The organism is Bradyrhizobium cedriense (genome assembly GCF_054602315.1).
This window is the reverse complement of sequence record NZ_JBTSWB010000009.1, coordinates 1-24,789: the sequence shown is the minus strand read 5'-3', so window position 1 is coordinate 24,789 and position 24,789 is coordinate 1. Positions and strand designations below refer to the sequence as shown.

Below are 24,789 nucleotides of genomic sequence, written 5' to 3'. Positions count from 1 at the left end.
CGCGCAGACAAGGCCGCACCCAGCTTCACCGCGCCGGTCAAAACGTCCCTCCTATTCATAGGTTCTCCTCCCCGCCGCTGCAATCACGCTGCAGTTTCGTTTCAGGCATAGAAATATTAGATCCGCTTCCTCCGACAGGACTGTTGTTCCTCTGTTTGCCCCACGCGAAACAAACCCAGTTAGATTCATGCGTGAAGGACTTTGCGGCCGAGGTGGAATTTGATAAGTCCATTTGGCAACATTCCCGGACGAGTCGATGCAAACCGAAATACTGCTCGAAGTTAGGGACCGCGTCGCGACACTGGCGTTCAATCATCCCGATCGTATGAACGCTTGGAGCCCGGAGTTAGAGGTGGCTCTGCGCGACTGTGTCATGGCAGCCGCTTCGGATGATTCCGTCCGGGCAATTGTATTGACCGGTTCGGGCCGCGGATTTTGTGTTGGCGCTCAGATAAACAAATTAGCTGAAAGCTCAAACAGATCCGCCGCCACGGACTCGCCTGAGTGCCGCACCGGCAATTTCAACCAGCGCTATAGCTATCTGCTTGAGACGCCAAAGCATCATTGCCGCGATCAACGGCCCCGTTGCTGGGGTGGGTCTCTGCATCGCGCTTTACTGCGATCTCCGCTACATGCTGGCCGGTGCCAAACTCTCGACCTCCTTCGCACGCCGCGGTCTTGTAGCCGAGCATGGCAGCGCGTGGATGCTCAGCAGGCTTGTTGGTCCGATGAACGCTTCCGATCTGCTTTTATCGGCAAGGCCCGTTACGGCGGAGGAGGCAGAGTACATGGGCTTGGTCAAGGTGCTTCCCGCCGAGGGCTTTAGATTCGCTGTTCACGCCATCGCATCCGACCTTGCAAATCTTTCCTCCCCGCGCTCCATGCGCATCATCAAGCGTCAACTTGCACTCCCACCCTTTCAGGATCTCGAGCAGGCCACCCAACTCGCCGATGAAGACATCAATAGATGTCGAGGCACGGCTGACTTCAGGGAAGGTGCGGCGCATTTCCTCGAAAAGCGAAAGCCGAATTTTACTGTTGAATAAGCCGAGACATTAACTCAACTCCCGCATCAAACGCGTTCCTATCGCGATTGAAATTTCTTATATTCAGACATCGTTCGGCGATTGCCGTAATACCTTCCCTGAGGCCCTAGACGGCTGGTGGTTGCTTTAAGACGTCGTAATCCGTCGCTTTTGCACACGCAGGCAACGCCTGCTCGCAATGTGATGCGCGCATTCGGAAGTCTCGAGCAGGTCAAGCGGTTTGGCGGAAGTAGCTTGCGTCAGATCTGATCTTGCAAATCACGAAGCGGCCAAGCAAGGGCATACTGCTCGATCGAATGCCTCTTCCAGAACTTACGACGTGGTTCCCTGCTCGCCTACTTGGGCGATGCCAGCAGGTCCCACCCAGGTTGCGGCAGGCGGCAGGAGCCGCAGAGCGCTATATTATCGGCCGCCTCTGCCATGGTATCCCATAGTATCCGCTTATAACGATAGCCAACCACTCGCGTTATACAGCCAGTCACGAACGCATGAAGCTCGCATTATCTGGTCTTCTGTCAGCTTGCGTGCTTCTGCGGTCGTCACAAAAGTAGGATCGTCGCTCGCTGCGGCTCTAGACTTCGGCACGCGCTGTCATCCGCACACGCGAATAGGCGAAGCCGAGTCTTTCCGTGACGGGGGCATAAGAGGTTGGCAGGCCGGCTTCAGCGCTGATCCTCGACATATAATCGACGATTTCCTGAGCTCGAGGATCACCCTCCTTCAAAGGAAGGGCGTGGTTCTCTTTGTTGATGAGACACGGAAAGAAGCCGGCCGACCTTATATCGCTTCCATCAAAATCGCAGGCGGCGATCATTGTCATGCGTGCGTCGGCGTGGAATGGCAACAGCGGATAGCCGTCGCGCGGGTAGATCGCGTATTCCCCGGTCGCCTTAAGCTCCTTTAGCCGATCACTGTTTTGAACGACGTCGAACCAGGGCAGGTCAAATACAAAATGGCCGAGCCCATAAAAAATCGGTTTCCCGCGGTAAATTTCGATGCCGCGCATGAAATGATGATGATGGCCTAAAACTACGTCGGCGCCGGCGTCGACCGACACATGCCCTAGAACCCGCTCATATTCGGTCACATCGGCTGGCTTGCATTTTCCCCAATGATGACTGACCACGACGACATCTGCTTTGCCGCGCAGGCTCCGGATTAACGACCCAAGAAGCTCTACGTCCTCGGGGTACGGGAAAGTGCGAACCGCAGGGGCGCACCCTGGCTCAATAAGGCCATAGGAGCATTCAGGGATATAGTAGTGCGAATGGACCCGCATGGCGGCGAGCCCCGGTATCGAACTGCGAGCCTCGTAGCCCGGCAGATAGACAGAAGCGAAGCCGAGAAAGCCCACCTTCATGCCCTGCTGCTCGATGATCGCCGCTGCCGTAGCTTCCGAGAGGCTGGCACCAGCGCCGACCGTTTTAATTCCCTGCGAACGCAGCAGGTCCAAGGTGTCGATCAACCCCTCATGTCCTGCATCAACGATATGATTGTTCGCGACCGACATCACATCGAACCCGGCTTTGGCAAGCCCACTTCCGTTCAATTTCGGCGCAACGACCCGCCAGTTCTGACCCGGTGCAAAATGCGGGTGATCGGTGAAGGCGCCCTCGCAATTGCCGAACACGAGGTCGATCTTGCGCAGCAAATCGCCAGATCCCAAAAAGGCGTCCGTCGGATTGTCGCGATTAACGAAGACATCGCCTACGGCGCCCAAAGTCCAAGTAGTCATCCTCATTATCCTCATCAACAGGAAAGCAGTTGTATCCTGCAGCAAATCATTCCATCAGGATCGCTTCCTTTAAGCTCTATTGAGCTCGGCACTTTTTCTGCCAGGTCCCGCGAAGGCGTAGAATCCCTTCGGAGGATCATTTAAGCTTCCACCCCGCGCACACAATTGCTGCGGCAGATCAAGTCCACAGGTGGACCGTGCACACAGGCAACGTCATGCCTGGCTCCGCGGGGCCTCATCAAAACCTCCCGGCCGTTCAGCTGTCTCAAACTTGTTGCGGCACGCTCTTCCCCTGCTGTTTTGATTGTCGCCCAGAAGAGGCTTCAATTAAGCCATTAGGCGCCTGCATCTGCCGGACCACGGAAGCAACTGTATCGCTTGCGATGGCAGAATTGAGCGGTACCCGCATTGCTGTAAGCGTCGCCCGGGCCTCCCGCTGCACCGCGGCACGCAATCCGCGTGGCGCCTCCAGTATGGCATTTGCAAAGGCAACGCTGGCTTCGGTCGGCCATAACGCCTCGTACTCAATCCGCGCTTTTCCGTGCATTATGAACGGCGTCCCAGGCCGATGCTCGGTGACTTCCGTACGCCGCCGGGCCGTCGCAGCGACGTCGAGCACCCCGTCGACGATAACCACACCATATTTCTCTTCAGCTTCCGCCTTATCCAACATTCCATTCACTACGTCTTCCATCACCAGCGCGGCTGGGCGCGTCAACGGATCGCCAAAACCGCCTCCCGATGGAGAGATCATCCGCAGCACGTCACCCCGCTGCATGGTAAGCAGGCCAACGCGGCCAAGGGCAGTTTCCTCGCCGCCCCGGCGCAACCACGTTTCGCCACTACGACCCGGCTGTCCGCCCAGCACGCCCCAAGACTGAAAGCGCAACCGCTCTAGGCCGCGCACGGTCATTGTTGCCTCGGCGGCGCCTAGCGATTCCAGTTCGATGCACACGGAGGCGCCGCCACGATGATGGCCATGTCCGAAACTAGAAGGCACTAGTGCATGTTGCCAAACCAGCAGTGGGGTTTCGGTTTCCACATGCTCAATGGGCGAACTTTTCAAGGAGCCGAGCAACGTATCCATTGCATCCACGCCCTCGGCCCGCACCCTCCCTCCAGAACCGCCGCAGAAGGGCTCAACCGTTGCCACACGCGTGCGCCCCGTAGCGGCATCGGGCCACGACACGGCGATAATCCCCGCCTGCCCGGCACCGCAGGCGGTGAGTCCGCCCGGGGTCGCCTGGTTCAAGCAGCCCACGAGCGCATCGTAGCAGCGCATCATTGTCATGAAGCGATTGCCCATTGCCGCGGGAAATTCCGCGTTCATCACGGTCCCGTATGGCGCTCGAGCGTGCATCGGCCGCAATACACCGCCATTCATGGGCGTAGAGGGCTCCATCGTCTGGATGTAGTTGATCAGCCCCACGCAAAGCACGCCGGACCCGTGTTCGCCGCAATTAAAATTCAAGGCGGCGTTCACCTGTGGATCGCTGCCGGCAAAGTCAATGTCCGCCTCGTCACCTGCAATGCGCAGCCGGCAGTGAATGTGCACTGGCGCGCTGATGCCTTCGAGGTAGTCGGAGAACTCATATTCTCCGTCGCGCAATCCGGCGATTACTGAACGTGCCTTTGCCTCCGCATAGTCCATCACGTCCTCCACTCCTTGAAAGAACGCATTGATCCCGATACGATCGCACAAGGTGCTAACCCGCTCCTGAAGCAGACGCATCGCCGCCATCATCGCCTCTAAATCACCCCACACATCGTCGCCGACACGGGAGTTGTCCTTCACGAAATTCGCCACGTCCCGGTTGAGGTCTCCAGATCGCTTCAACTTGGTGGGGCGGATACGAAATCCTTCCTGAAAGCATTCGTGCAGCTCGGGCGAAATACTAGTGGGCACGGCGCCCCCGATATCGGTCGCGTGCACAAACGACCAGGCAAACGCGATCAGCTCGCCGCGATAAAACAATGGCTGCGCCAGATGGATGTCCATCTGATGCGTGATGAGCCCGCCGGTATTGAAGGGATCGTTAGAGATCACCACGTCGCCGGGTGCATAATCCGAAAAATGCTCAATAAGCCCAGCGATCGACTTCTCAGCGCCCACGGTAACGCCGGTGAACATTGGAAGGGCCAGCTTCTCGCCGTCAGTCCTCGCCAACGCAACCCCGAAGTCCTGGGTCTGCTTCATAAACGTGGTGTGCGCGGTGCGCTGAGCGAGCACCGCCGCTTCTTCTACCATAGCAGAAAAACGATTCTTCATGATTTCAGTGCGTGCAAGGTCCATCTCAGTCCTCGTTGTTCAGCATGACGTCACCTAACGCACCAATCGTCGCGCGGAATTTCGGTGGTACCAGAACGGTTGCCAAATCGTGCTCGATCAGAGCCGGGCCAACTTGGGCCCAGCCCGCGTCGAGCTCAGAGCGAGCAAACACGGGGCAGTCCTGCCACCAGCGCTTTTGGAACCGCAAATCGCGGTAAGACCGGGGTTTGACTGAACGGGTCGTCTGCTTCAAATCCGGTAGCGCATTGGGCTTCGCTTGCCGGCCAAAGGTACGCACCATGAGTTCATTAACCGCTATCGGCGCACCAGGACTGGCATAGCCGAACAACTTTTGATGTTCGGCATGGAATGCGTCAGCAACCGCCGTCATGCCGCTGCCGATCCGCAAGGCGTCCGTCAAATCGACCGTGATGGTGAAGGATTGGGCTGCGTAGCGCATTTCTGCCAGATATAACGCATCGATTTGTCCGACCTCTCCGCGCGCTGCTTGATTTGCGACCCAATCGCGCCCCGACTGCGCCAGCTCCTCGAAGACTCGCGCCATAGCGCCGGCGTCGACGGACATGCCGGCCGTACTACGTACCGAATCATGCACTAAATCCGCAGCTAGTCCGCCAAATGCGCAAAAAACGGAAGAAAGACGCGGCACGAGCATACGCTTAATGCCCACCTCCTCAGCCAGGAGCGGGCCATGGATACCGCCCGCGCCACCGAAAATCATCAGCGTCAGGTCGGCGGGAGCAACGCCGGCCCGCGCGAGAAACGGCAGCACCTTCGCCAGCATATTGCTTGTGGCGACCGCGATGCAGCTTTCCGCGGCAGTAACGGCATCCTCGGCGCCCGCTTTCGCAATGGGCGCCATCGCTTGCTCGGCCAGTTCGCGCGACAAAGGGAGACTTCCACCAAGAAGACCCCGGGGCGATAGGTAATTGCAGAGCAGATACGCGTCGGTCAGCGTCGGGGCGGTGCCCCCGGCACCGTAGCAGGCGGGCCCCGGTTTCGAACCCGCACTCCGGGGTCCTATCTTCAGAACCTCGCCGTCGAGCCAAGCGATGGAGCCACCGCCGGCGCCCATTGCCTCGATAGCGGTCACAGGCAAGATCAGCGGGAAATCGCCCACTTCCGCTTGCGCGGTAAGGGCTGGTCGGCCGACTTGGACCAGCGCCACGTCGGTCGATGTGCCACCCATATCCATGGTCAGAACGCTGGTGTTCTCCGTCCATTCGGCGAGCGCGCGCGCGGCGGTAACGCCGGCGGCGGGACCGGACAACAAGGTGTGCACCGGAAGGTGACGGGCCTCGGCCGCGGACATCACACCGCCATTCGATTTGGTCACTAGCAATCGCGCGTTCGGCAAGCGGCGACGAAGGAAATCGTCGATTTCGCCGATATAACCGGCCATGATCCGCTTCACATAGACATTCAGGAGCGTGAGAACCGCCCGCTCATATTCGGATTGCTGCGGCCAGATCTCGTGCGACGCCATGATCTCGAGCTCGGGGAACTTGGTGCGGGCAATCTCCAGCACTCGCGCCTCGTGGATCGGATTGCGGTAGCTATGCAGAAGACATACGCCTATTGCGGCGGCGCCGCGTTCCTGTGCCTGCGCAAGGGCAGTCTCGACGGAGCCCCCATCCAGTGGCGTTTCGATGGCACCGTCGGCGCGCAAGCGTTCATTAACTTCAAACACCATCGCCCGTGGCACCAGAGGCGCCGGCCGGGAATTGAACATATCCACTGGCTTGGGTAGACGCAGCCTAGCGATGTTCAGGACGTCCCGATGTCCCTGCGTTGTGATCAGCGCTATCGGCGGTTCGGATCGTTCGATGACTGCATTTGTGCCGACGGTCGTGCCATGCACGACTACTATTGAGTCCTCCGCCCGAACGCCGTGGCGCTTGATAATACGTTCCAAGCCTTCGATTACCGAGCGCGCGAATTGTGGACGCGATGTTGGAATCTTCTCTCCTTCGATCTGCCGGTATCCGTCGGCCTCGTCGCGCCAGATGGCAAAGTCGGTGAAAGTGCCGCCGATGTCGATCCCAACCCTGAGCATGGACCCTTTCCTGATTTCCCAATGGTAAGCTGGCGTTCTCCCGCTTACCTCCGCGTTTCGAAGATCGCCAATACCAAGTCTCGCCGAAATAATAACGAACCTAAATAAATGGCTTGGCAGATGGCTGATATCTGGTACCGTTCACATAAAGGCTGCGCTGCGATTTTGGCGACGCAGAATACGTCGGCCCGACAATCGCAAGGGACCGTGCCTTTCTCGCCCGATAGCGTGTAGTTGATGGCGGGTTTTGGGACCTTCAAGGACGATAGATGGAGATCAGACACTTCCGTTATTTTGTGGCAGTGGCAGAGGCCCTCGGTTTCGCCAAAGCCGCTCGCAATCTGAACATCAGCCAGCCCGCCCTTTCGATCCGCATTGCCGACCTGGAAAGAGAGTTGGGTCTAAAATTGTTCAACCGTACTAAGAGGAAGGTCGAGCTCACGTCAGCTGGCGAGTCGTTGCTGCCGAGAGCCTGTAACGTGGTGCAAGCGCTTGACGATGCTCTGCGCGCAGCACGGCTGCTGTCGCCGAGCCAATCAAGACGTCTTCGGATCGCACTCCCCCTCGAAACTTCCCGCAATGCGCTGTCGAACGTCGTAAGACGCCTGCAGCGGGAGCAAGTGAGTATAGACGTTATCGAGGGATCTAATCCTGAGCAACAACAGCTCCTAGCGGCCGGAGACATAGACGTCGGCGTTCTTCGTCATCCGTTCGATGAAAGGGGACTTTGGGTATCTACGCCGCTTGCGGAGCCCTTGGGCGTCATGATTGACGCCGAACATCCGCTCGCAAAACTAAAGAAAGTGCGTCTTCCCGACTTGAGCCCGTATTCGCTCGTGCTCTTTGAGCGCCACTTCGCCCCCGGTCTTTACGACGAACTGCTACATTCTTGCCGTGCCGGAGGCTACACTCCACCGGAAATTCTACATTTGCGCGGGGGAAGAATGACGGCCGCGTTGCTCAAAACAGAGGGAGCGGTGATACTCATCGCAGAGCGGCTCCTTGAGTGGCGCGCCGAGACCGGATCCAAAGAATTTGTCTGGAAGCCTCTGGAAGATTCGCCGGTCCGTTGGTGGGTGTCAGCTGTCTGCAGATCAGATGAGTACTCTGGAATACACCGTATGGCTGTCGATGTGATAGTTGCTTCCCTACAACAGCACGAAAACTGGACTCCTATGGCTCGCCCAACCGCAGGCCTTCTGAGCGAGACCGCTTCAGGATGCATCGAGAACACCGACAAGTACGCGGTATCCATAAACTCACATTGAACCACGTGTGAGATCGATGGAAGCCGCGCATTTACTTGAAATGCATTCGGCGGGCGCCCCGGGGACGCCGGAAACTTCTAGTCCGACGTCACCAACCTCGTTCGCCGATCCCGCGTGATACCATCTCCGCAGACCGTAGGAAGTGTCATCGCCCAGGCTCGTGATAAGCGTACCCACGGCCCGTCAGGAAATCCCGTTACGCTCATCATGCCCGACGCCGCCTGAACTGTGACGTCCATGGCAAGATTGTACCAATCCGGTCCCGAAATCCCATATCCGGAGCCAGATGCGTAAATTAGCCTCGGGTTGATGACCGACAACACCGACCAACCGACTCCAAGCTTGTCCATCGCACCCGGTGCATAATTTTCCAGCAACACATCGGCTTTGGCAGCTAGTTGTTTCAGGAGATCGCGGCCGCGCTCGCTCTTTAAGTTCAACGAGACGCCGCGTTTGTTAGCATTGAGCATCGCGAACGGCACAGCGGCGCCCTTACTGATCGACTGGCGCTGCCGAACCGGCTCGCCGTAGGGGCCCAATCTTGACGACATTTGCACCGGCCTTCGCCATCAGGAGTGTTGCGTACGGATCTTGATAGACCTGGCCAAGGTCGATGACAGTCACACCATCAAGTGGAAGATTTTTTCTCTTCGCCACTCGCATGCATCCTCAGTCAGCACGTCGGAGCAAATCAGCAACGATATGGCTCGTGCACCCGATAATGAACACCCGTCCGTCCGCATGAGTCTAGGAGACGACGCCATTCCGTCGGTAGACTACGATATAATGTCTTGGAATGCAATATTTTATATTGACACCAGATTTCCGTTAGGTTTATCGGGCTATATTGAAGGGGACCACCAAACCCGGAATTGCCGCGGTCTGACTAACGAGCATCTGCATAACGCTCGGCCCCGCGGCTTGAATTGTGCAGCGCGCAAGGGAATTGGATGCCTATTGCTGGACGACAGGACTACCGAAGGGGACGCTGGCTGGTCTCTTGCGTGGGACTTCGTCGCGAGCACAACGCATAGCAATTTGGCTTCTCATCAAAGCATGTTAGGGGCGGGGGATACGGAGAGAATGCCAATCAAATACGAAGAGCTGATGGCCCTCAAAAAGTTCGGCCAGGAATATAGCTACACTGAACGAGATGTGATGCTGTACGCCTACGGTATCGGCATGGGTGCCGATCCGCTGGACGAAAGAGAACTTGCCTTCGTCAACGACGCCACGGCGACCCCACGCCCTCTGAAAGTCGTGCCGACGTTTGCGTCTGTGGCGGCACTCGGGGCGGCGCCCGGCGAGATGAACATCAACCGCGTCATGTCGGTTGACGGCGAGCGCGACATCACATTTCATAAGCCTCTGTCGACCCTGGCGCATGTCGTCGCGGATTCCTCCGTTCTTGCGGTGTTTGATAAAGGCAAGGACAAGGGCGCGGTGATCCGCTACCAGACTGCGCTGAAGGATACAGAAGGCGATCTGCTGGCAACGCTGGTTATCTCGCGTTTTGCGCGGGGCGATGGTGGCTTTGGCGGGCCGTCCGGGTGCCAGGCCAAACCGCATCAGGTACCGACGCGCGCCGCTGACAGGACCATCGACATCACAACGCGGCCCGACCAAGCACTGGTCTACCGGCTCTGTGGCGACCGCAATCCGCTACACTCGGATCCCGAATTTGCCCGCCGCGCCGGCTTCCCAAAACCGATCCTGCACGGGATGTGCACCTATGGGATTACCTGCCGCGCCATCCTGCAGACCTATGCCGATCACGATCCAACGGCCTTCAGGCGACACGCAGCTCGCTTTTCCTCGCCAGTTTATCCCGGTGAGACATTAACAGTTGAGATGTGGAAGGATGGGAACCTGATCTCGTTTGAGGCCAAAGTTAGAGCGCGCGGCGCTACCGTAGTGAGTAATGGTATGGCGATTCTGGGTTGATCTGGTGGGATCACTCGATCGTAGGCTAGAGGCGGCGATCGGTGCAGGCGACGGGTTGTGACGGCCAGATAGAACGTCTTTCGGAATAACAAATAGGCGAGGCAAAGTGCCACATCCACTCGACTCCTTTTTCAAACCGGCAAGCATCGCAGTGATTGGCGCCTCGCGCGATCAAGGAAAGATTTCGGGTCGGCTGCTCGCGTTTCTACGCAACAACGAGTTCCCCGGCAAAATATATCCTGTCAATCCGAACTGTGACGAGATTGATGGCCTGAAGTGCTACAAGTCGATCAAGGATATAAGCGCACCCATCGATCTCGCCATCGTTGTTATTCCGGCGCGCACGGTCTTAGCAGCGCTTGAAGAATGCGCAACCGTGTGCGTGAAGAATGCATTGATCATCTCCTCGGGCTTCGCGGAAGAGGGGGGCCATTCCGCAGCCCAACAGGAAACAATTTCAGCGCTCGCCAAACGAACCGGAATGCGCATCTCTGGACCCAACGCCGAAGGTTTCTATAGTGAGGTGCAGAGGGTTGCCGCGACGTTTAGCCCGGTCGTCGATGTCAAGCCGGGCCAGACGCGACTGGCAGCAACAGCACGCCGAATCGCCATCGTCGCTCAAAGCGGTGGGATCGGTTTTGCATTTCACGATCGCGCGAAGACGCTCGGCATTGCGACGAGCTACGTCGTGACTTCCGGCAACGAAAGCGACCTCGGTATCGGCGAGTTTTTGGACTTCATGGTGCAGGACGCATCGACCGATGCGATTCTGCTGTTTGTTGAAGCCATCCGCGATGTCGGCAAATTCCTTATTGCAGCCCAGCGCGCCGCGGAGCTTCGCAAACCTGTCATCGTCGTGAAGGTCGGGCGGACCGGCGCAGGCGAGCGCGCCGCGGCGTCTCACACCGCCAGCATGGCCGGCTGGTCGGCCGCCTACGATGCGGTATTCGCGAAATACGGCTTCATCGTCTCCAACGACGTCGACGAAGCGATCACAATTGCGGCGGTCCTGACTACCAGCCCACTGCCTAAGGGGGATCGTGTCGCGGTGCTCACCGTGTCGGGCGGCGCCGGCATCTGGGGCGCCGACGCCGTATCATTGCAGGGGCTGCGCGTGCCGGAACTATCGGCGTCGATCCAGACCGAGATCAAGAAATTCCTGCCGTCTTACGGGACCGCGCGCAATCCGATCGACGTCACCGCGCAGGGCCAGAAGGATGTCTGGCAGCGCAGCATCGAGCTGCTCAGCGCGTCTGACGAGGTCGATTCAATTCTGGTTATTTCGTCGCACTCCAGTGAAACCTGGATGCCATTTAAGAAAGACGAGCTGAAACCTGTAATCGACGCTCAGAAGAAGCCGATCGTGCTGTGCTCGTACACGCTACCATCCGATTTCGCCCGCAGGGAGCTCGGTGCATCTGGCATTGTCATCCTATCAAGCATAACTCATGTCAGCATCGCTATGCGTCGGCTGGTCGAGTTTGCGAAGTTCAAAATTGCGCCCGTTGCCAATGCAGAGGAGCAGCCCGCGCGCGACTTGTCTGCCTATTTGAAATCGCCCTCGCTCTCAGAGGCCGATAGCAAGGCGCTGTTGCGCGAGTCCGGTATTGCCCTCCCCGACGAAGCGCTGGTCCAGGACAAAAGCGGGCTCGACGGAGCGATCGCACGTATCGGGTTGCCAGTCTCAATGAAGATTCAGTCCCCTGACATTGAGCATAAGAGCGAGGTGGGAGGCGTCCGGCTCAACATCACGACCAAGGAAGATGCGTTGCACGCGTATGAAGAGTTGCTGAAGAACGCGCGCATTCATCGTCCCGAGGCTGCGATCCAGGGTGTCCTGGTTGGCCCCATGGCCAAGCGAGGGGTGGAGATTATCATCGGTACTCTGCAGGATGCGACATTCGGGCCGCTAATTATGGTTGGACTCGGAGGCTTCACTACCGAGCTGTTCCGTGATGTGATCTATTTACCAGCACCAGTCAGCACGCTCCAGGCATTGGGAATGCTGCATGAGCTCAGGGCCTCACCTTTGTTGACAGGATTTCGAGCGGCTCCAAAAGCTGACATCCCTGCGCTCGCGCAACTCATCTCGCAGGTTTCGCTGCTTGCGGCGCGTCACGCTAACGAAATCGGCGAAATTGAGCTCAACCCCGTGCTAGTTCATCCGGAAGGCCAGGGCGTGACCATTGTCGATGCGCTTGTCGTACGGCGAAAATAGCTCCGTCTAGCGGTCCAGACGACTGCGGCCTAAAACCTTTTAACACGTTCTCGGGCTCAAAAACACCGACAAGTCCGCAATCTCGGTTCTAGCAGGCTGTTGAAGAACTCAGCCGCGTTTGCAACCGAAGCCTGAATCGTCGCCATTGTGGATGTAGAGGCAAACATACCGGGCAAAACAGGATCGCCTGATACAACAGAATCTCGTCTTCGACATCCGTTGTTAATTAACGTTGTCGAAACGTTCGACATATCCAGTAACGCGAACTGAGACAAAGTCGCAAATATGAGAGCTCTGTGGTACTCGTTCCACCTCATCTGCTCCGAGAGCATTAGGCGGACGAAATCTCGGGAGATCTCAACGATGCTCGTGTCAATAGAAAGACGTGTGTTCAGATTCTTCGTCATGCCTTTTCGCCATCGCGTCCTGGGGCGCCCGTTCGCCATGGGATGAGATGGTGCAGATTCAACTCTCGAACCATTTCCGCCCGGCGCTGAAGAAGTTGGGCGATTGTTCGATCGCCCATCCTTGTGCGCCGGGTGGTGATCTTGAGTCACACCTACGCATAGCAGGCCAAGCGCCCTTGACGACACGCGTCCTCAATATGACCAAATGCGACGTTGTGTTTACAAACATGACTGCCCGAGTTGACCTGCTTGCGCGTGACGGTCCGGAGACTTCTCTGCATCCAGCTTCAGTTGGCAATACTCAAGAGGCGCTCGAGCGCCGCACCTGCTGAATTCTCATCACGCCCGAGCTTCCAGTTGCCGCCGGCCAGCCACAAACAGGCAACAACGCAGGATAGGGCTTGTGTATTGCGGAGCCACGCGCCTTTCTAGCATCACGGAGTGGATAGCCAAATGTCTCACCCCATCGAAGTTCGCAATGCGCCGTTCCGTCATCGCTTTGACGTCTTCTTTGAAGTCGTCTGTTCCGGTGAGCCCGATCTGCATCATGATTTGATTTCTTGATCGGTCGCGGCGAGCACGCGATCAGCAAGGCGTGAGCGCGGGATTGCGCTCGTCCGTCTGCCAACACCACAACCGCGGCGTTCAGCATGACCGCGTCTACTCTGCGAACTGACGGTGTCCAAGCCGCTCACTCCGCCCCTAAAACTTTACGCGCTATCAGGCCGTCGATTTCAGCGCGGCTTATCCCAGCGTCCGTAAGCACTTCACGCGTGTGTTCCCCGAGCCGCGGAGCGAGTCGAGTAACTCCCGCCGGATCGGCAGAAAAGCGAACCATCGGTTTTGCATAGCGTATTCTTCCTTCGGAGGGGTGATCTGCCTCCGGAAACGCATTTACCGCTTTAAGATGCTCCTGCTCGGATATTTCAGACATCTTGGCAAACGCCGCGTGAGGAATGTCTATTTCCAGAAGAAGCTTCTCCCATTCCGCCGTGGTACGCTTGATGATCTCCTCTTGCATCACCTCATATAGCTGCTCCACATTCTTATCGCGCGCAACCGGATCGGAGACGGAATACTTTTCAAAGCATTCCGAGCGGCCAACCGCTTCGAGAAACCGGCGCCAGCTTTCGCCTGAATATGGCAGCAGAGAAATCCAGCCGTCCTTTGTTTGAATAGGTCTTCGTGCCTTGAGTCGCGGATACCCAGGAACTCCTTCCGGAGGAACGAAGCTGTGGCCGCCGAGCATCTCAAAGCTGTTGAATGCGGCGATGGTTTCTAGCATCGGTACCTCGACGTATTGACCTTCTCCGCTTTTTTCCCGTCCATAGAGCGCGGCCGAAATTGCGGACGCTAGAACAAGCCCGCAGAGCTTGTCACCAATCAGGCTAGGTACAAATTGTGGCCGGTCATCCGTTCCGATCGAAGACGCGAGCCCCGAGGCTGCTTGTATAATTTCATCATAGGCCGGTCGGCTAGCCCAAGGACCATCCTGGCCATAGCCAGTTGCCGCAGCATAGATCAGCCGTGGGTTTTCCGCTCTACATTCGTCGTAGCCAAGTTTCAGCCGCTTTAGGGCAGCTGGCCGTATATTGCTGACGAATACGTCAGCTGATCTCATCAACCGGTGCACGATTGATTTGCCGGCCTCGGACTTCAAATCAACAGCAACGCTTCGCTTGTTCCTATTTATCGACATGAATAGCCCGCTCATGCCACGATTGCGAGCCACGCCATGATACCGAAAAACATCGCCACTCAGAGTCTCGACCTTAACTACGTCGGCGCCCCAATCTCCCAGTATTTGGGTCGCGAGAGAGCCAAAAACTACAGTCGTTAGGTCAAGGATTCGAACGCCCTTCAGAGGACCCGTGGAAACTTTCGAAGCCGTCATCTCGATAGCCTTCATGATGTCACTTGCTTGTTGTGGTTGTTGCGTGAGACGCGCTAGTTACTTGGGCCGGAACCACACAGTCTTCTCTCAGATTCACTCTCCACCGGTCGGATCTCATCTCTTCTTTCCTGGTCAATTTTCCTTCGGGAGAAATTGCTATCCGCCGAAAGCACGCGATCGCTCGCGCCAAGTTTCTGTTTGGAAGAAGGGACGATCTGGTTGACGAGATGACCCCTCATGTCCAGCTCCGGTCCGAAATAGCGAGCCCGATGTCATCGCTGAGCGCGAGCGCAGAGACGTGACACGCTCTCGCTTCTCCGATCCTTGCTTTACTCTTAGCCAAACGACGATTACGGCTGCATGAGCTATTGGCTACGCCAATCCTGCTCCTACTTTAGGCAGGCGCTCAAGTGCTCCATGACAGGGGCGAGCAACCGGGCGGCTGAGGTGGTCGCGCCCACTGTGCTGGAGTATCGGAGAACTGCGCAACAGGAAGCAGATATTCAATCACCAAATGGGCTGCTCATTAAGCGTATGGATCTAATCTTTCGTTTCTGACTTGAGTAGTCGAGGCCAAGCGCCATATGCTTCGACCCAACAAGCTTATAGCAGACCGACGGGCACAAGCTGCCGGCCATCGATGAGACGCTCATAGCTGTAGGCTGCGGGCTCGACCTCCGGCGTCGCGCCCGTCATGATATCGGCGGCAAGCTTGCCGGCCGCCGGACCGATGCCGAAACCGGTTCCACTGAATCCAGTGGCAAGGAAGAAACCCGGCATGGCATCGACGGACGAGATCACCGGAAGATTGTCCGGCGTGCAATCCATCGTGCCGGCCCAAGCTTCTTCAATTTTGATGTTCTTCAGCTCAGGGGTTGACTTGATAAGCGCGGCAAGCGCCAAATTGACAAGCGACATGTCTGGAACAGGGTCGCGCACGCGTTCGGCCTCGAACGGCGACGGCTGGTCGAAGCTCCAGTTCGTCCCACGCAACAACTGGCTGAAGAACGACTTTCGGAACGATAATTTCACACCGCTGCGACGATACTTGTAACTCGGCCAAAAATTCCGTGCATAGTGAAGAAGATCGGGCGTCAGTTCGACGGTGCCACGACCACGGAAGGCAAGCGTGAAGGCACCATCGTCGCGGCGGCGGATGCAATAGCTCTCCGTCCCGAGAGCACCGGCCGTAATTTCTGGTGCCGGTGTGGTTCGGCATGCAGTCCCGTCGACCAGCCCGATCGGCAACTCGATCCCATGACGACGGCAGAAGAGTGATGACCACGCCCCGCCTGCAAGGAGCACGGACTGCGCGCGAATGGTCCCCTTCTCGGTGACGACCGCGTTCGCCCGTCCGGCTTGGGTCTCAAGCCCGCGAGCCGCGCAGCCCTGGTGAATAGTCACGCCCTGCTTGCGGGCAGCCGCTGCAAGCGCAGGCACCGCGATGGACGGCTCCGCGCGACCGTCGCTGGGCGTGTGCAGACCTCCGATCCAAGTGTCGACGTTGCTGGGCACATGTTCGGCAATCTCGGCAGGTGTCAGGATTGACGAATGGACCTGCTGTTCGCGCGCGATAGCGACCCATTTCTCCCACTCCGCCAACTCTTGCGGATTCTTGGTCAAGAACAGGACGCCGGTACGCCGAAACCCGGCGTCGACACCGGCCTCCTTTTGCATGTCCTCCCATAACCGCAGCGCCTCGCGGGCAAGTGGGATTTGGGCGCGCGGCCGGCCCTGCTGGCGGCACCAACCCCAGTTTCGGCTCGACTGCTCGGCACCGACATTCCCCTTCTCCACCAACGCAACGGAATGCCCTTTTTTGGCTAAATGATAAGCCGCCGAAACGCCGATGACACCACCACCGATGACGACGACATCGACCTGTGTCGGCAGGCGTTCGTCGCTTGCTATGCGGGTGAGCGGCGGTGACATGAGCTTCTCCGGTCAAAAGTCATTACGACGTGTCTCGAATCGAGGTGGTGACACATGTGTGCTCACCGAAGCGGAAGCTGGTCATCTCGAGTGCAATGGCGACGCGTCGCTGAGTCGCAAGGGGCTCGCCGAACAAAGCTCGTACTGAATGCGAGCTTGCTGGTGTCGCCACTTCCTACCTTCTGCTTCCACAGCCTTAACCGAGCTGACCGTAGTGAATAACAATACATCATTTCGCATGTCAATATCTTTTCATATTCGCGGAATAGCAATGGTTCTCGCGCAGCACGATCGTCAGGGCGATTGCGTTCGGGAACGACATCGACAGGCTTCGTGAGCGCAAATTCCAGCGACTCGGTAAAGTTGCGCAATCTTCCTCAGATTACGTCATCTACACGCTTTGCGTTCGAAATGTCGGGCAGCCTCGGTTTAAGAGTCGTGCCGAATCACCACTGTCTTCAGAACGCCAAAACCGTAGAGCGCTTCCATCGCTTTTTCGCGGCCGAAGCCTGATCCCTTCACGCCCCCAAACGGCACCTCAACGCCGCTGCCCACGCCATAGTTGTTCACGAATACCTGACCCGACTCAATACTGCGGGAAAGGCGCATGGATCGACCGAGGTCCGATGTCCAAATGCCAGCTGAAAGTCCGTAAGGCGTGTCGTTCGCGATCCGTATGGCATCATCCTCGTTACGGAACCGCAGCGCGACCAGCACGGGTCCGAAGATCTCCTCCTGGGCCAAAGCGTGGTCCTCTGGAACGTCCGCAATGAACGTCGGTTTGACGTAGTATCCTCCCGTAGGCAGATTGGTCCCAAATGAACCTTCTCCCAGAATCGGCAATCTGTCTCGTCGCGCCATATCGAGATAGCTCTCGATCCGACTCTGCTGCGCGGCGTTAACTACAGGGCCGAGATCGAGGTCCTGACTTGCGGAGCCGACACGCAGCGCGTTGAATCGCTTGGCGAGCTGGCTCGTAAATTGATCGTAGATTTCGTCTTGGATCAACACCCGCGAGCCTGCACTACAAGTCTGACCGGAATTATGAGCGATGCTCCTGACAATCGTGGCGCCTGCTTCATCGAGGGGCGCATCGGAGAAGACCACCTGGGGTGACTTCCCTCCCAGTTCGAGCGTGACGGGAATGGTGTTCTTGGCGGCCGCGACCTGAATTAGCCTGCCCACGTCACGGGATCCGGTGAAACTGATATGACCGATTCCGGGATGCGTCGATAGTGCTGCGCCAGCTTCTTCGCCGAGGCCCGTAACGACGTTGAAGACACCCGGCGGGAAACCCGCCTCCTCGGCAAGCTTCGCCAAAGCCAGTGCTGTGAGTGACGTGTCCTCAGCTGGCTTGAGAACAATCGAGTTGCCCATAGCGAGCGACGGCACGACCGAGCGGCCGGTTATCTGCAGCGGGTAGTTCCAGGGAACGATGTGCGCGGTCACGCCATGCGGTTCGTAGAGAGTCATCGCGATGACGCCATTTTGCAGTGGGATGGTCTCACCATAGACCTTGTCGACCGCGCCGCCATAGTATTCAAAATATCGAGCACAGCCGGCGACGTCCGCGAGCGCTACCTTCATCGGCTTTCCAACGTCTTCGCTCTCTAGCTTCGCAAGTCTTTCGCCGTCGCGACGAATGAGTTCGGCCATTTTGAACAGGAGCCGACCTCGCGAGACGGCATCCATCTTTCCCCACGAACCTTTACGCGCGGCATGCCCGGCCGCAACTGCAGCGTCGATCTCGGATGCTCCGCCCCTTGCTATCTCGGCGATCTTTGAACCGTCAGACGGGTTGATTACGTCCAAGGTTTTTGCGGAGGGAACCCAACGTCCTGCGATGTAGTTTTGATAAATGTCCACTTAATTCTCTCCGATTTTGCGGCCGGAAATCTGGCACCACTCTTTCGCAGCCGCGATCAGACTGTTGTACCGTCCAGCCACACTGTTTCTCATCTCAATCAATGCAGTCCAAGATCGCGCACAATGATGCCCTCAGCTCTTCAGGGGCGCCGTCCCGGATGGTCAATTTCGCTACGCTCCTAATTCGCAAACGACACCTATTTCGCCGACGTCTCGAGGTCCCCAACCTTGTGTTCGACGGAGGCAACGAGATCGCGCACGATACTGCGGTTGCTGCTCCCAGGCCGTGCCGATGTCCTCGGCTCACCAAGAGCTCCAGCAAGGGACACGCCAGAGCCACCACGCCCTGCGAACCCAGAGCGACAACAAACCGCCTCGGTCAGCACCATGACCATTGTCCAGCGCCCGATTCTATCGGCGTTGCGGTCTGCGAAATCGGCCAAGTCGGCAAAGAGCATATTCGCGGTCGCGACGAATGTTCTGCCCCGGCATTCTCCGTTGCACGACTGCCATGGAAGCACTCAGATCGGGAGGCAAGCTGCAGGCGATATCGCTACGCGAGGAGCCACTCCTTGAATTTCTTATCGAGCTCCACGTAGTGACTGGCCCAGTACTCATCGTCTATCAATGCATTCTTTGGGTTCTTGATATCGAACATCCAAGGGCGCATTTTCTCGTCTATCTGTTCGTCAACACCCTTTGTCAGCGACGCGAGCCCATATTTGTTGGCCTGCAAGACTTGGCGATCCGACCTGGTGACAAACTCAAGGAATCGCATCGCGGCTTCCTTCCGCTTGCTACCTTTCGGCACGGCCCAGTAAACCAGTCCGGCAAAACACTGAGCCGACGAGAACCCGATCGGAACGCCCGCGTCTTTTGCCTTCTTAACTCGGGTCGCATAGGAGTAGCTGTAGTCGACCTCATTGGCTTGAATGAGCGTCACCCCCTGCTGAGGCTCAGCGAACCACTTCTTGATATCCGGCTTGATCCGATCTAACGCCTTAAACGCACGGGCCACATCCAGAGGGTACAGCTCGCGGGGCGCAACCCCCTCCGCAAGCAACGCAATCTCGAACAACTCGGCTGCGTGGTAGGAAAGAAGCGCGCGACGGCCAGGGAAGTTTTTGACATCCCAAAGCTGCGAGAAATCCTGCGCCGGACGCGCTGTTCGGCTCGGATTGTATGCGACACCGCCCACCCAGACGCACGTCGGCACAGCAAAAGCGGGGGGCGTCCTAGCAAATCGCGCTGGATCAATGATCTTGGGATCGATCGGCTCCCAAAGATCGTCCTTCGCACCCGCATAGATCTGGGTGCTCGCCTCGAATACATCCCACTGAACGTCACTATTTGCGACTTGGGCCTTCACTTTCGCCAAGTCCGGACCATTGACTAACTCCACGGAAATTCCGGTTTCAGCCGTAAAGGGGTTGATCCAATACTCCTTCACGAAGTCTCCGTAAGGTCCGCCCCAACCCACGTACGAAATTGTTGTAGCGGCTTGAGCACCACGAGGCGCGATAAACGGAGCCGCCAGAGAGACGGCCGCACTGGCCTTCAAAGCGCCCTTCAAAACATCTCGACGATTCACGCTCCACCCCCTTACAGAACAATATATTTCATTGTAATATTACATATTGCCGGTCGACTTGCAAGCAAACGTATCCCCCTGGATTGAGAAGGGCCCGGGCGCGAAGGGATGCTTCTCCGTCAATTCAGCTAGGTGCGTTTGCCTTAGCCAGAGAGAAGCTTGGAAAGCTCGCAAGCGCTGATCGGTGACATCCGATAGAGCGGAGGCGCCGCGAGTTTTGGAAAAGCCCGATCTCCAGCGAACGCAGCAGCGCGAAAGCAATCGAAGCGCGGGCTCCCTCCGAGCTTGACCACGACATTGGAGTATCCTGCTAATTTGAGGCTGGACTTCCAGAACGAAAAGATCTTCTCGTGACTGCCGGCATAAGCTGGCGGGTCCTCCCGCAGTGATCCAGACCGACGTTACGTCGAGAAGGCGGGAAGGGTCAGCAAGACCGCTAATCTTGGGATATATATCTCATCGTAATATATCGTATTGACATCCGACATGGAAGGCAGCTAAGTTTTAGCTAGAGCTTCTTTGGGGATTGGCGTAACCGCCAATCGCGAAGGTTTGAGAAATTCGCCAAGCACGGAAACAGCTTCGAGTGATTCAGTTTGCGACGACACTTGGTCGATAAGATCTCATGTCGGGTAACCATTCGCAGAATGCAAATGTTGGGCCTTATCCGGTCGGCGGCTAGATTCGCTTTCCGACTATCAATGCCGTTGGGGTACACTACATTGCGCATTGCTGGAACAAAGTAGTCTTGATGATCATCACGCGAGCGAAGGCTGTCGTGTGGAGACACCGCTCTATGGGCTTAGTCCCCGCAACTGGAGGTGTATTTCCTTGGTAGACTTCAGCAGATCAGCCCTGCTCAGTCGTCCTGACCGGCGTCAAGCAACCGAGGGGGAGTTCAAGGGCTGGTACACTTGGATGCTTGACCGTTTCGCGACCTATTCCGGCCCGTTTTGGCACCGTGTAGAGCCTGATGTACCAGTGCAATGCGCGTTTCGCGTCGAGCAGCAGCACCTTAACGGTGCCGGTTATGTCCATGGCGGCTGCTTGATGACGTTCGCCGACTACTGCCTGTTTGCCATCGCTAGCCCGGTGCTGGATTGCGACGCGGTTACCATCTCGATCACGGGCGACTTCGTTGATGCGGCGCGCGATGGTGAGTTGATCGAGGGAACCGGCGAGGTCACTCGCGCCGGGAGTTCCCTCATCTTCGTCCGTGGACAGCTAAAGTCCGGCGAGCGGCTGCTGTTCACTTTTTCTGGCACCCTTAAGCGGATGAAGCGGAAGGTGCGCGCAGAGATCGAGCTCAAGTGAAGCCAATCTGCGGGAATTTGCTTATCGGAAGGCCTTCCAATGGAGCGGAGAATGCCCGAAAAATTTGACCCGGCTCGCCTATACCAACGTTTACCATACGGGACGACTGTGCCCAGCCAATGTCTTGGGCAAACCGACATCAGCTTCGACTGCCGGGTGGATCCGACCTGGTTGGCAAAGAACTTGGCCGATACACCTTTTCGCCCCGTCGGCGACCGGATTCAGATTTCCGCGACTGACTTCAGGAAAAACAAGGTTGTGCCGTTCATCGACGTTATGGTGATTGCTCCGGTTGAATATAATGGGCAACTGGGCGGGCATCCGCTCATTGAATTCGAAACCAGTAATCGGCTGGTCCTGGGTGGTCGCGAAAAGTGGGGCTACCCAAAGCTGGTCGCAGACATTTCCTTTGACATGCAGGATGACGGTTCGGCCGACGTCAAGGTGACTCTGGGTCGTCAGGAAATCATGACACTGGCCTGGAAGCCGGGAGATGTGCCCGTATCGCTGCAAACGCCTCTTAAGCTTGCGCCGCACTACCTGCTACGCATGCTTCCGAAGGCGGACAAACCCGGCATGAGCTTTGTCGAGCTTCTCAAGCGCGACACGTCACCTGACTATGAGATGCTCGAGCAGAAGCTCGGCAAGGGCTCCGTAAAACTTGGACAATGGCCGCAGCATGAATGGGATTACTGCGACCTAAGCGGTCTAGAGGTCAAAGAGATACTCGCGGCGAAGCGGACCATCGCAAATTGGCATGCAACCGAGACAAACGGATGGGCTAGCCCTGTTGAGGGGCTATTATAGGCCACTTCGGTCGGGCATCATCAAGGAGCACCGCTGCGGTTTTAGTCGCGATCTTTCGAGGGGCGAGGCCCCGAAAGCTCGCAATCTTGATCGAATCGCCGGTTGCTATTCCTCGTCGTAGCAGAGGCGAGCGATGTGACCAAAGAGGCCTGAGGCAACGGAGGAAGGCGATCTGTTTCGCGCCAAGCTGAAGCAGATCATCAATTCGAAGCAGTCGCAGTTCGGCGCCAAGATCAAATGGCACTGGATCGTTTTCGAGATCGCCCGCTCTACACCGCGAAGGCCCCGGCCAAGGATCGAGAGCCGTTTTGTCCTCACGCTGCTGTTGCCGAGCATCTACTGCTTGTCCGACGAGGGCGTCGGGGAGCGCTGGGTGTACGACCCATATTTCTCGCACTTCGCCGGCTTTGACTTTTCCAGCATCCATGGTCGCAAGCGGCTCGGGTACAAGCTGGAGCTTTTGCTGGCCGAAAGCTTGAGAAAGTCCCCGCCAAGCAGTTCAATCGCAGGTCGCAGGAAGCTTCGCTTGCCGACGGCTCGGCCGCTTGATTCGTGACTTGCGCCACAGGACCACAGGCTGGCCGAAGCTTGAGGTGGCCTTCGAGCGTAACCGAATCCGCTCTCAGGAGTAGCGCCCGTGCGGGTCCGGCTATTTGACTCGAAGCCGCTTGACTGCGCTCCCTAACGGACGACCTTCGATAGGTTAAGTCGCCGCGGCGAGCGATGCTTGCACCCACCCGCCCTAAGAGAGCACATCAGCCGATCGTCGCACCGCCGTCGATGACGATAGTCTGGCCGGTGATGAAGCTGCCGGCCTTTGACGCGAGAAACACCGCAGCACCCGCGATCTCGTCAGGCTCGCCAATGCGAAGCAGGGGCGTGCGTTCAGTGAATGCTTTCAGCTGCTCTGGATTGTCCCACAACGCCCTCGCAAAATCGGTTCTGATCAGACCGGGAGCAATGCAGTTTACGCGAATGTTGTGCTGGCCGTATTCGCAAGCAAGATTGCGCGCGAGCTGCATGTCTGCGGCTTTGGAGATCGCATACGCGCCGAGGACAGTCGAGCCCACAAACCCACAAATCGATGAGATCATGATGATGCTGCCGTCCTCACGCTCAATCATCTGCGGCACAACTAGATTGATCAGCCTAGTGCTGGCAACAATGTTGTTATCCAAAATTTTTCGGAACTGCCCGTCGGAGATTTCTGCTTGCGGTCCGTAATAGGGATTGGAAGCAGCATTGCACACCAGCGCGTCGATTTTGCCAAAACTGCGGTTGGTTTCCTCGACCAAGTTCTTCAGATCTTCTTTGACCGAGATATTCCCCGCGATCGACAACGCCACCCGCTTGCCAGCCCTGGCATTGATTGCGTTCGCCACTTCGTCGCAGGCCTGCTTTTTCCGCGAGGAGATGACGACTTTCGCGCCGAGTTCGGCCATGCGCTCAGAGATCGCGCGACCGTGGCCACGCGAGGAGCCAGTGATAACGGCCACTTTTCCAGTCATGTCAAACAATGTCATCTTCTTCTCCTGTCATGTGGTAGGCCGATTCGTTGGGATGCGCGTTTGGGCCATCCGAGAACGTGTACTTGGGTGATGGTATCGGGCAGGATCAATGCGGTCTGGATCAATCGCGGCATCAACAGCGGGAGTGGCGCCGCGCGCAGAGCAAAATCCAGTATTTCGCGCCAAAACAACCCGCTCTGGTCGTTGGACTTCGCAGTCGGACAGCTTACTTGTTTACGCCGCCCCCGCCTTCTGCGCATAATCCCACGATGCTTTGGCAAGTGGGACTGTGCGCCTGGCGTATTCGACGACTTTGGCGCTCGCCGCGGTGCCGTCTCGGATGCGCCCCGCTATGCCCTGGGTGATGCCGGCGAGTCGGAAGAGATTGTAGGCGAAGTACCAGTTCAGATCCGGAAGCTGAGTCCCAGCGCAATTGCAATAAATACGCGCAGCCTCTTCCATGCTCGGGATATTGAGCCGCCTCAAATCCACGCCCTCCAGACCGGGCATGATCCACTGCATCAAAAGGTACGTGAAGTCTGCCATGGGATCGCCAAGCGTCGACAATTCCCAGTCGAGCACGGCAATCACCCGCGGCTCGGTAATCGCCATGGACGATCGAGTGGCGTTTCTCCTCGGGTAGGTTCTTCGGCAGCCACTCGATCAGCTTCTCGACTTCGGGAATAAATTGCGTCTCGGAGGCTCGATACTGCTTGGTCCAGCGATCGACTTGACGCGCGAAATAGTTGCCTGGTCTGCCGAAATCGGCCAGTCCGATCTCTTCAGTGCGGCGCGGCAATCAAGGTGACAGTGGAGCGTCAATCAGGATGAGAGAGTTGTCGCCTGGGCTGTGACGCAGGGAGGGCGTAGCCCGACCGGAGTTACAGCCCAGGCGACGGCGCGATCCTCAGCG

At 57.4% G+C, this 24,789-nt stretch carries 14 protein-coding genes and 3 pseudogenes; 7 read left to right on the top strand and 10 right to left on the bottom strand.

Annotated features, from left to right (window positions below; genetic code table 11):
- Positions 1-256: 256 nt before the first annotated feature.
- Positions 257-436 (top strand): annotated as a pseudogene (locus tag ACYCVF_RS30730) (enoyl-CoA hydratase); the annotation flags it as partial.
- 109 nt (positions 437-545) lie between these two features.
- A complete protein-coding gene (locus ACYCVF_RS30725; protein ID WP_459606839.1) occupies positions 546-1,046 on the top strand; it encodes an enoyl-CoA hydratase-related protein in 501 nt (166 codons plus the stop codon).
- Positions 1,047-1,617: 571 nt separating this feature from the next.
- Here the strand turns inward: ACYCVF_RS30725 and ACYCVF_RS30720 are convergent.
- The 3 genes from ACYCVF_RS30720 to ACYCVF_RS30710 form a co-directional block, all read right to left on the bottom strand.
- Positions 1,618-2,781, bottom strand: a complete 1,164-nt coding sequence (locus ACYCVF_RS30720; protein ID WP_459606838.1) for a CapA family protein — start codon at positions 2,779-2,781, stop codon at positions 1,618-1,620.
- Positions 2,782-3,046: 265 nt separating this feature from the next.
- Positions 3,047-5,074 (bottom strand): hydantoinase B/oxoprolinase family protein, encoded by a 2,028-nt coding sequence (locus ACYCVF_RS30715; protein ID WP_459606837.1) that lies wholly within the window; start codon positions 5,072-5,074, stop codon positions 3,047-3,049.
- A gap of 1 nt (position 5,075) precedes the next feature.
- Positions 5,076-7,127, bottom strand: coding sequence for a hydantoinase/oxoprolinase family protein (locus ACYCVF_RS30710; protein WP_459606836.1), 2,052 nt, complete (start codon positions 7,125-7,127; stop codon positions 5,076-5,078).
- 269 nt (positions 7,128-7,396) lie between these two features.
- Between ACYCVF_RS30710 and ACYCVF_RS30705 the strand changes: the two genes are divergently transcribed.
- A complete protein-coding gene (locus tag ACYCVF_RS30705) occupies positions 7,397-8,395 on the top strand; it encodes a LysR family transcriptional regulator (protein ID WP_459606835.1) in 999 nt (332 codons plus the stop codon).
- Positions 8,396-8,472: 77 nt separating this feature from the next.
- Here ACYCVF_RS30705 and ACYCVF_RS30700 read toward each other — a convergent pair.
- Positions 8,473-9,058: pseudogene (locus ACYCVF_RS30700) on the bottom strand (CoA transferase).
- Positions 9,059-9,478: 420 nt separating this feature from the next.
- Here ACYCVF_RS30700 and ACYCVF_RS30695 point away from each other — a divergent pair.
- Entirely contained in the window at positions 9,479-10,339 is an 861-nt protein-coding gene (locus tag ACYCVF_RS30695; RefSeq protein ID WP_459606834.1) for a MaoC family dehydratase, read from the top strand.
- A gap of 106 nt (positions 10,340-10,445) precedes the next feature.
- Complete coding sequence (locus ACYCVF_RS30690) at positions 10,446-12,557, top strand: acetate--CoA ligase family protein (protein WP_459606833.1); 2,112 nt, start codon at positions 10,446-10,448, stop codon at positions 12,555-12,557.
- A 1,098-nt stretch (positions 12,558-13,655) separates the two neighbouring features.
- On the opposite strand, the gene ACYCVF_RS30685 is transcribed toward ACYCVF_RS30690, so the two are convergent.
- From ACYCVF_RS30685 to ACYCVF_RS30670, 4 genes are all read right to left on the bottom strand, one after another.
- A complete protein-coding gene (locus ACYCVF_RS30685; protein WP_459606832.1) occupies positions 13,656-14,873 on the bottom strand; it encodes a CaiB/BaiF CoA transferase family protein in 1,218 nt (405 codons plus the stop codon).
- A 588-nt stretch (positions 14,874-15,461) separates the two neighbouring features.
- Positions 15,462-16,790, bottom strand: coding sequence for an NAD(P)/FAD-dependent oxidoreductase (locus tag ACYCVF_RS30680; RefSeq protein ID WP_459606831.1), 1,329 nt, complete (start codon positions 16,788-16,790; stop codon positions 15,462-15,464).
- Between the two features lie 429 nt (positions 16,791-17,219).
- Positions 17,220-18,656 (bottom strand): aldehyde dehydrogenase family protein, encoded by a 1,437-nt coding sequence (locus ACYCVF_RS30675; protein WP_459606830.1) that lies wholly within the window; start codon positions 18,654-18,656, stop codon positions 17,220-17,222.
- Between the two features lie 553 nt (positions 18,657-19,209).
- Positions 19,210-20,247, bottom strand: a complete 1,038-nt coding sequence (locus ACYCVF_RS30670; RefSeq protein ID WP_459606829.1) for an extracellular solute-binding protein — start codon at positions 20,245-20,247, stop codon at positions 19,210-19,212.
- An 831-nt stretch (positions 20,248-21,078) separates the two neighbouring features.
- Between ACYCVF_RS30670 and ACYCVF_RS30665 the strand changes: the two genes are divergently transcribed.
- Together ACYCVF_RS30665 and ACYCVF_RS30660 are read left to right on the top strand one after the other, a co-directional pair.
- A complete protein-coding gene (locus ACYCVF_RS30665; protein ID WP_459606828.1) occupies positions 21,079-21,561 on the top strand; it encodes a PaaI family thioesterase in 483 nt (160 codons plus the stop codon).
- A gap of 51 nt (positions 21,562-21,612) precedes the next feature.
- On the top strand, positions 21,613-22,368 hold the full coding sequence (locus ACYCVF_RS30660; protein WP_459606827.1) for an acetoacetate decarboxylase family protein: 756 nt from the start codon (positions 21,613-21,615) through the stop codon (positions 22,366-22,368).
- A gap of 755 nt (positions 22,369-23,123) precedes the next feature.
- Here ACYCVF_RS30660 and ACYCVF_RS30655 read toward each other — a convergent pair.
- Positions 23,124-23,891, bottom strand: coding sequence for an SDR family NAD(P)-dependent oxidoreductase (locus tag ACYCVF_RS30655; RefSeq protein WP_459606826.1), 768 nt, complete (start codon positions 23,889-23,891; stop codon positions 23,124-23,126).
- Between the two features lie 219 nt (positions 23,892-24,110).
- A pseudogene (locus ACYCVF_RS30650) lies at positions 24,111-24,654 on the bottom strand (phosphotransferase family protein); the annotation flags it as partial.
- Positions 24,655-24,789 lie beyond the last annotated feature (135 nt).

Excerpts from the sequence above, each read along its gene's own strand:
- ACYCVF_RS30720 (WP_459606838.1), bottom strand. The coding sequence starts at position 2,781 with ATGACTACTTGGACTTTGGGCGCCGTAGGCGATGTCTTCGTTAATCGC.
- ACYCVF_RS30715 (WP_459606837.1), bottom strand. The coding sequence starts at position 5,074 with ATGGACCTTGCACGCACTGAAATCATGAAGAATCGTTTTTCTGCTATG.
- ACYCVF_RS30710 (WP_459606836.1), bottom strand. The coding sequence starts at position 7,127 with ATGCTCAGGGTTGGGATCGACATCGGCGGCACTTTCACCGACTTTGCC.
- ACYCVF_RS30705 (WP_459606835.1), top strand. The coding sequence starts at position 7,397 with ATGGAGATCAGACACTTCCGTTATTTTGTGGCAGTGGCAGAGGCCCTC.
- ACYCVF_RS30695 (WP_459606834.1), top strand. The coding sequence starts at position 9,479 with ATGCCAATCAAATACGAAGAGCTGATGGCCCTCAAAAAGTTCGGCCAG.
- ACYCVF_RS30685 (WP_459606832.1), bottom strand. The coding sequence starts at position 14,873 with ATGAAGGCTATCGAGATGACGGCTTCGAAAGTTTCCACGGGTCCTCTG.
- ACYCVF_RS30680 (WP_459606831.1), bottom strand. The coding sequence starts at position 16,790 with ATGTCACCGCCGCTCACCCGCATAGCAAGCGACGAACGCCTGCCGACA.
- ACYCVF_RS30660 (WP_459606827.1), top strand. The coding sequence starts at position 21,613 with ATGCCCGAAAAATTTGACCCGGCTCGCCTATACCAACGTTTACCATAC.
- ACYCVF_RS30655 (WP_459606826.1), bottom strand. The coding sequence starts at position 23,891 with ATGACATTGTTTGACATGACTGGAAAAGTGGCCGTTATCACTGGCTCC.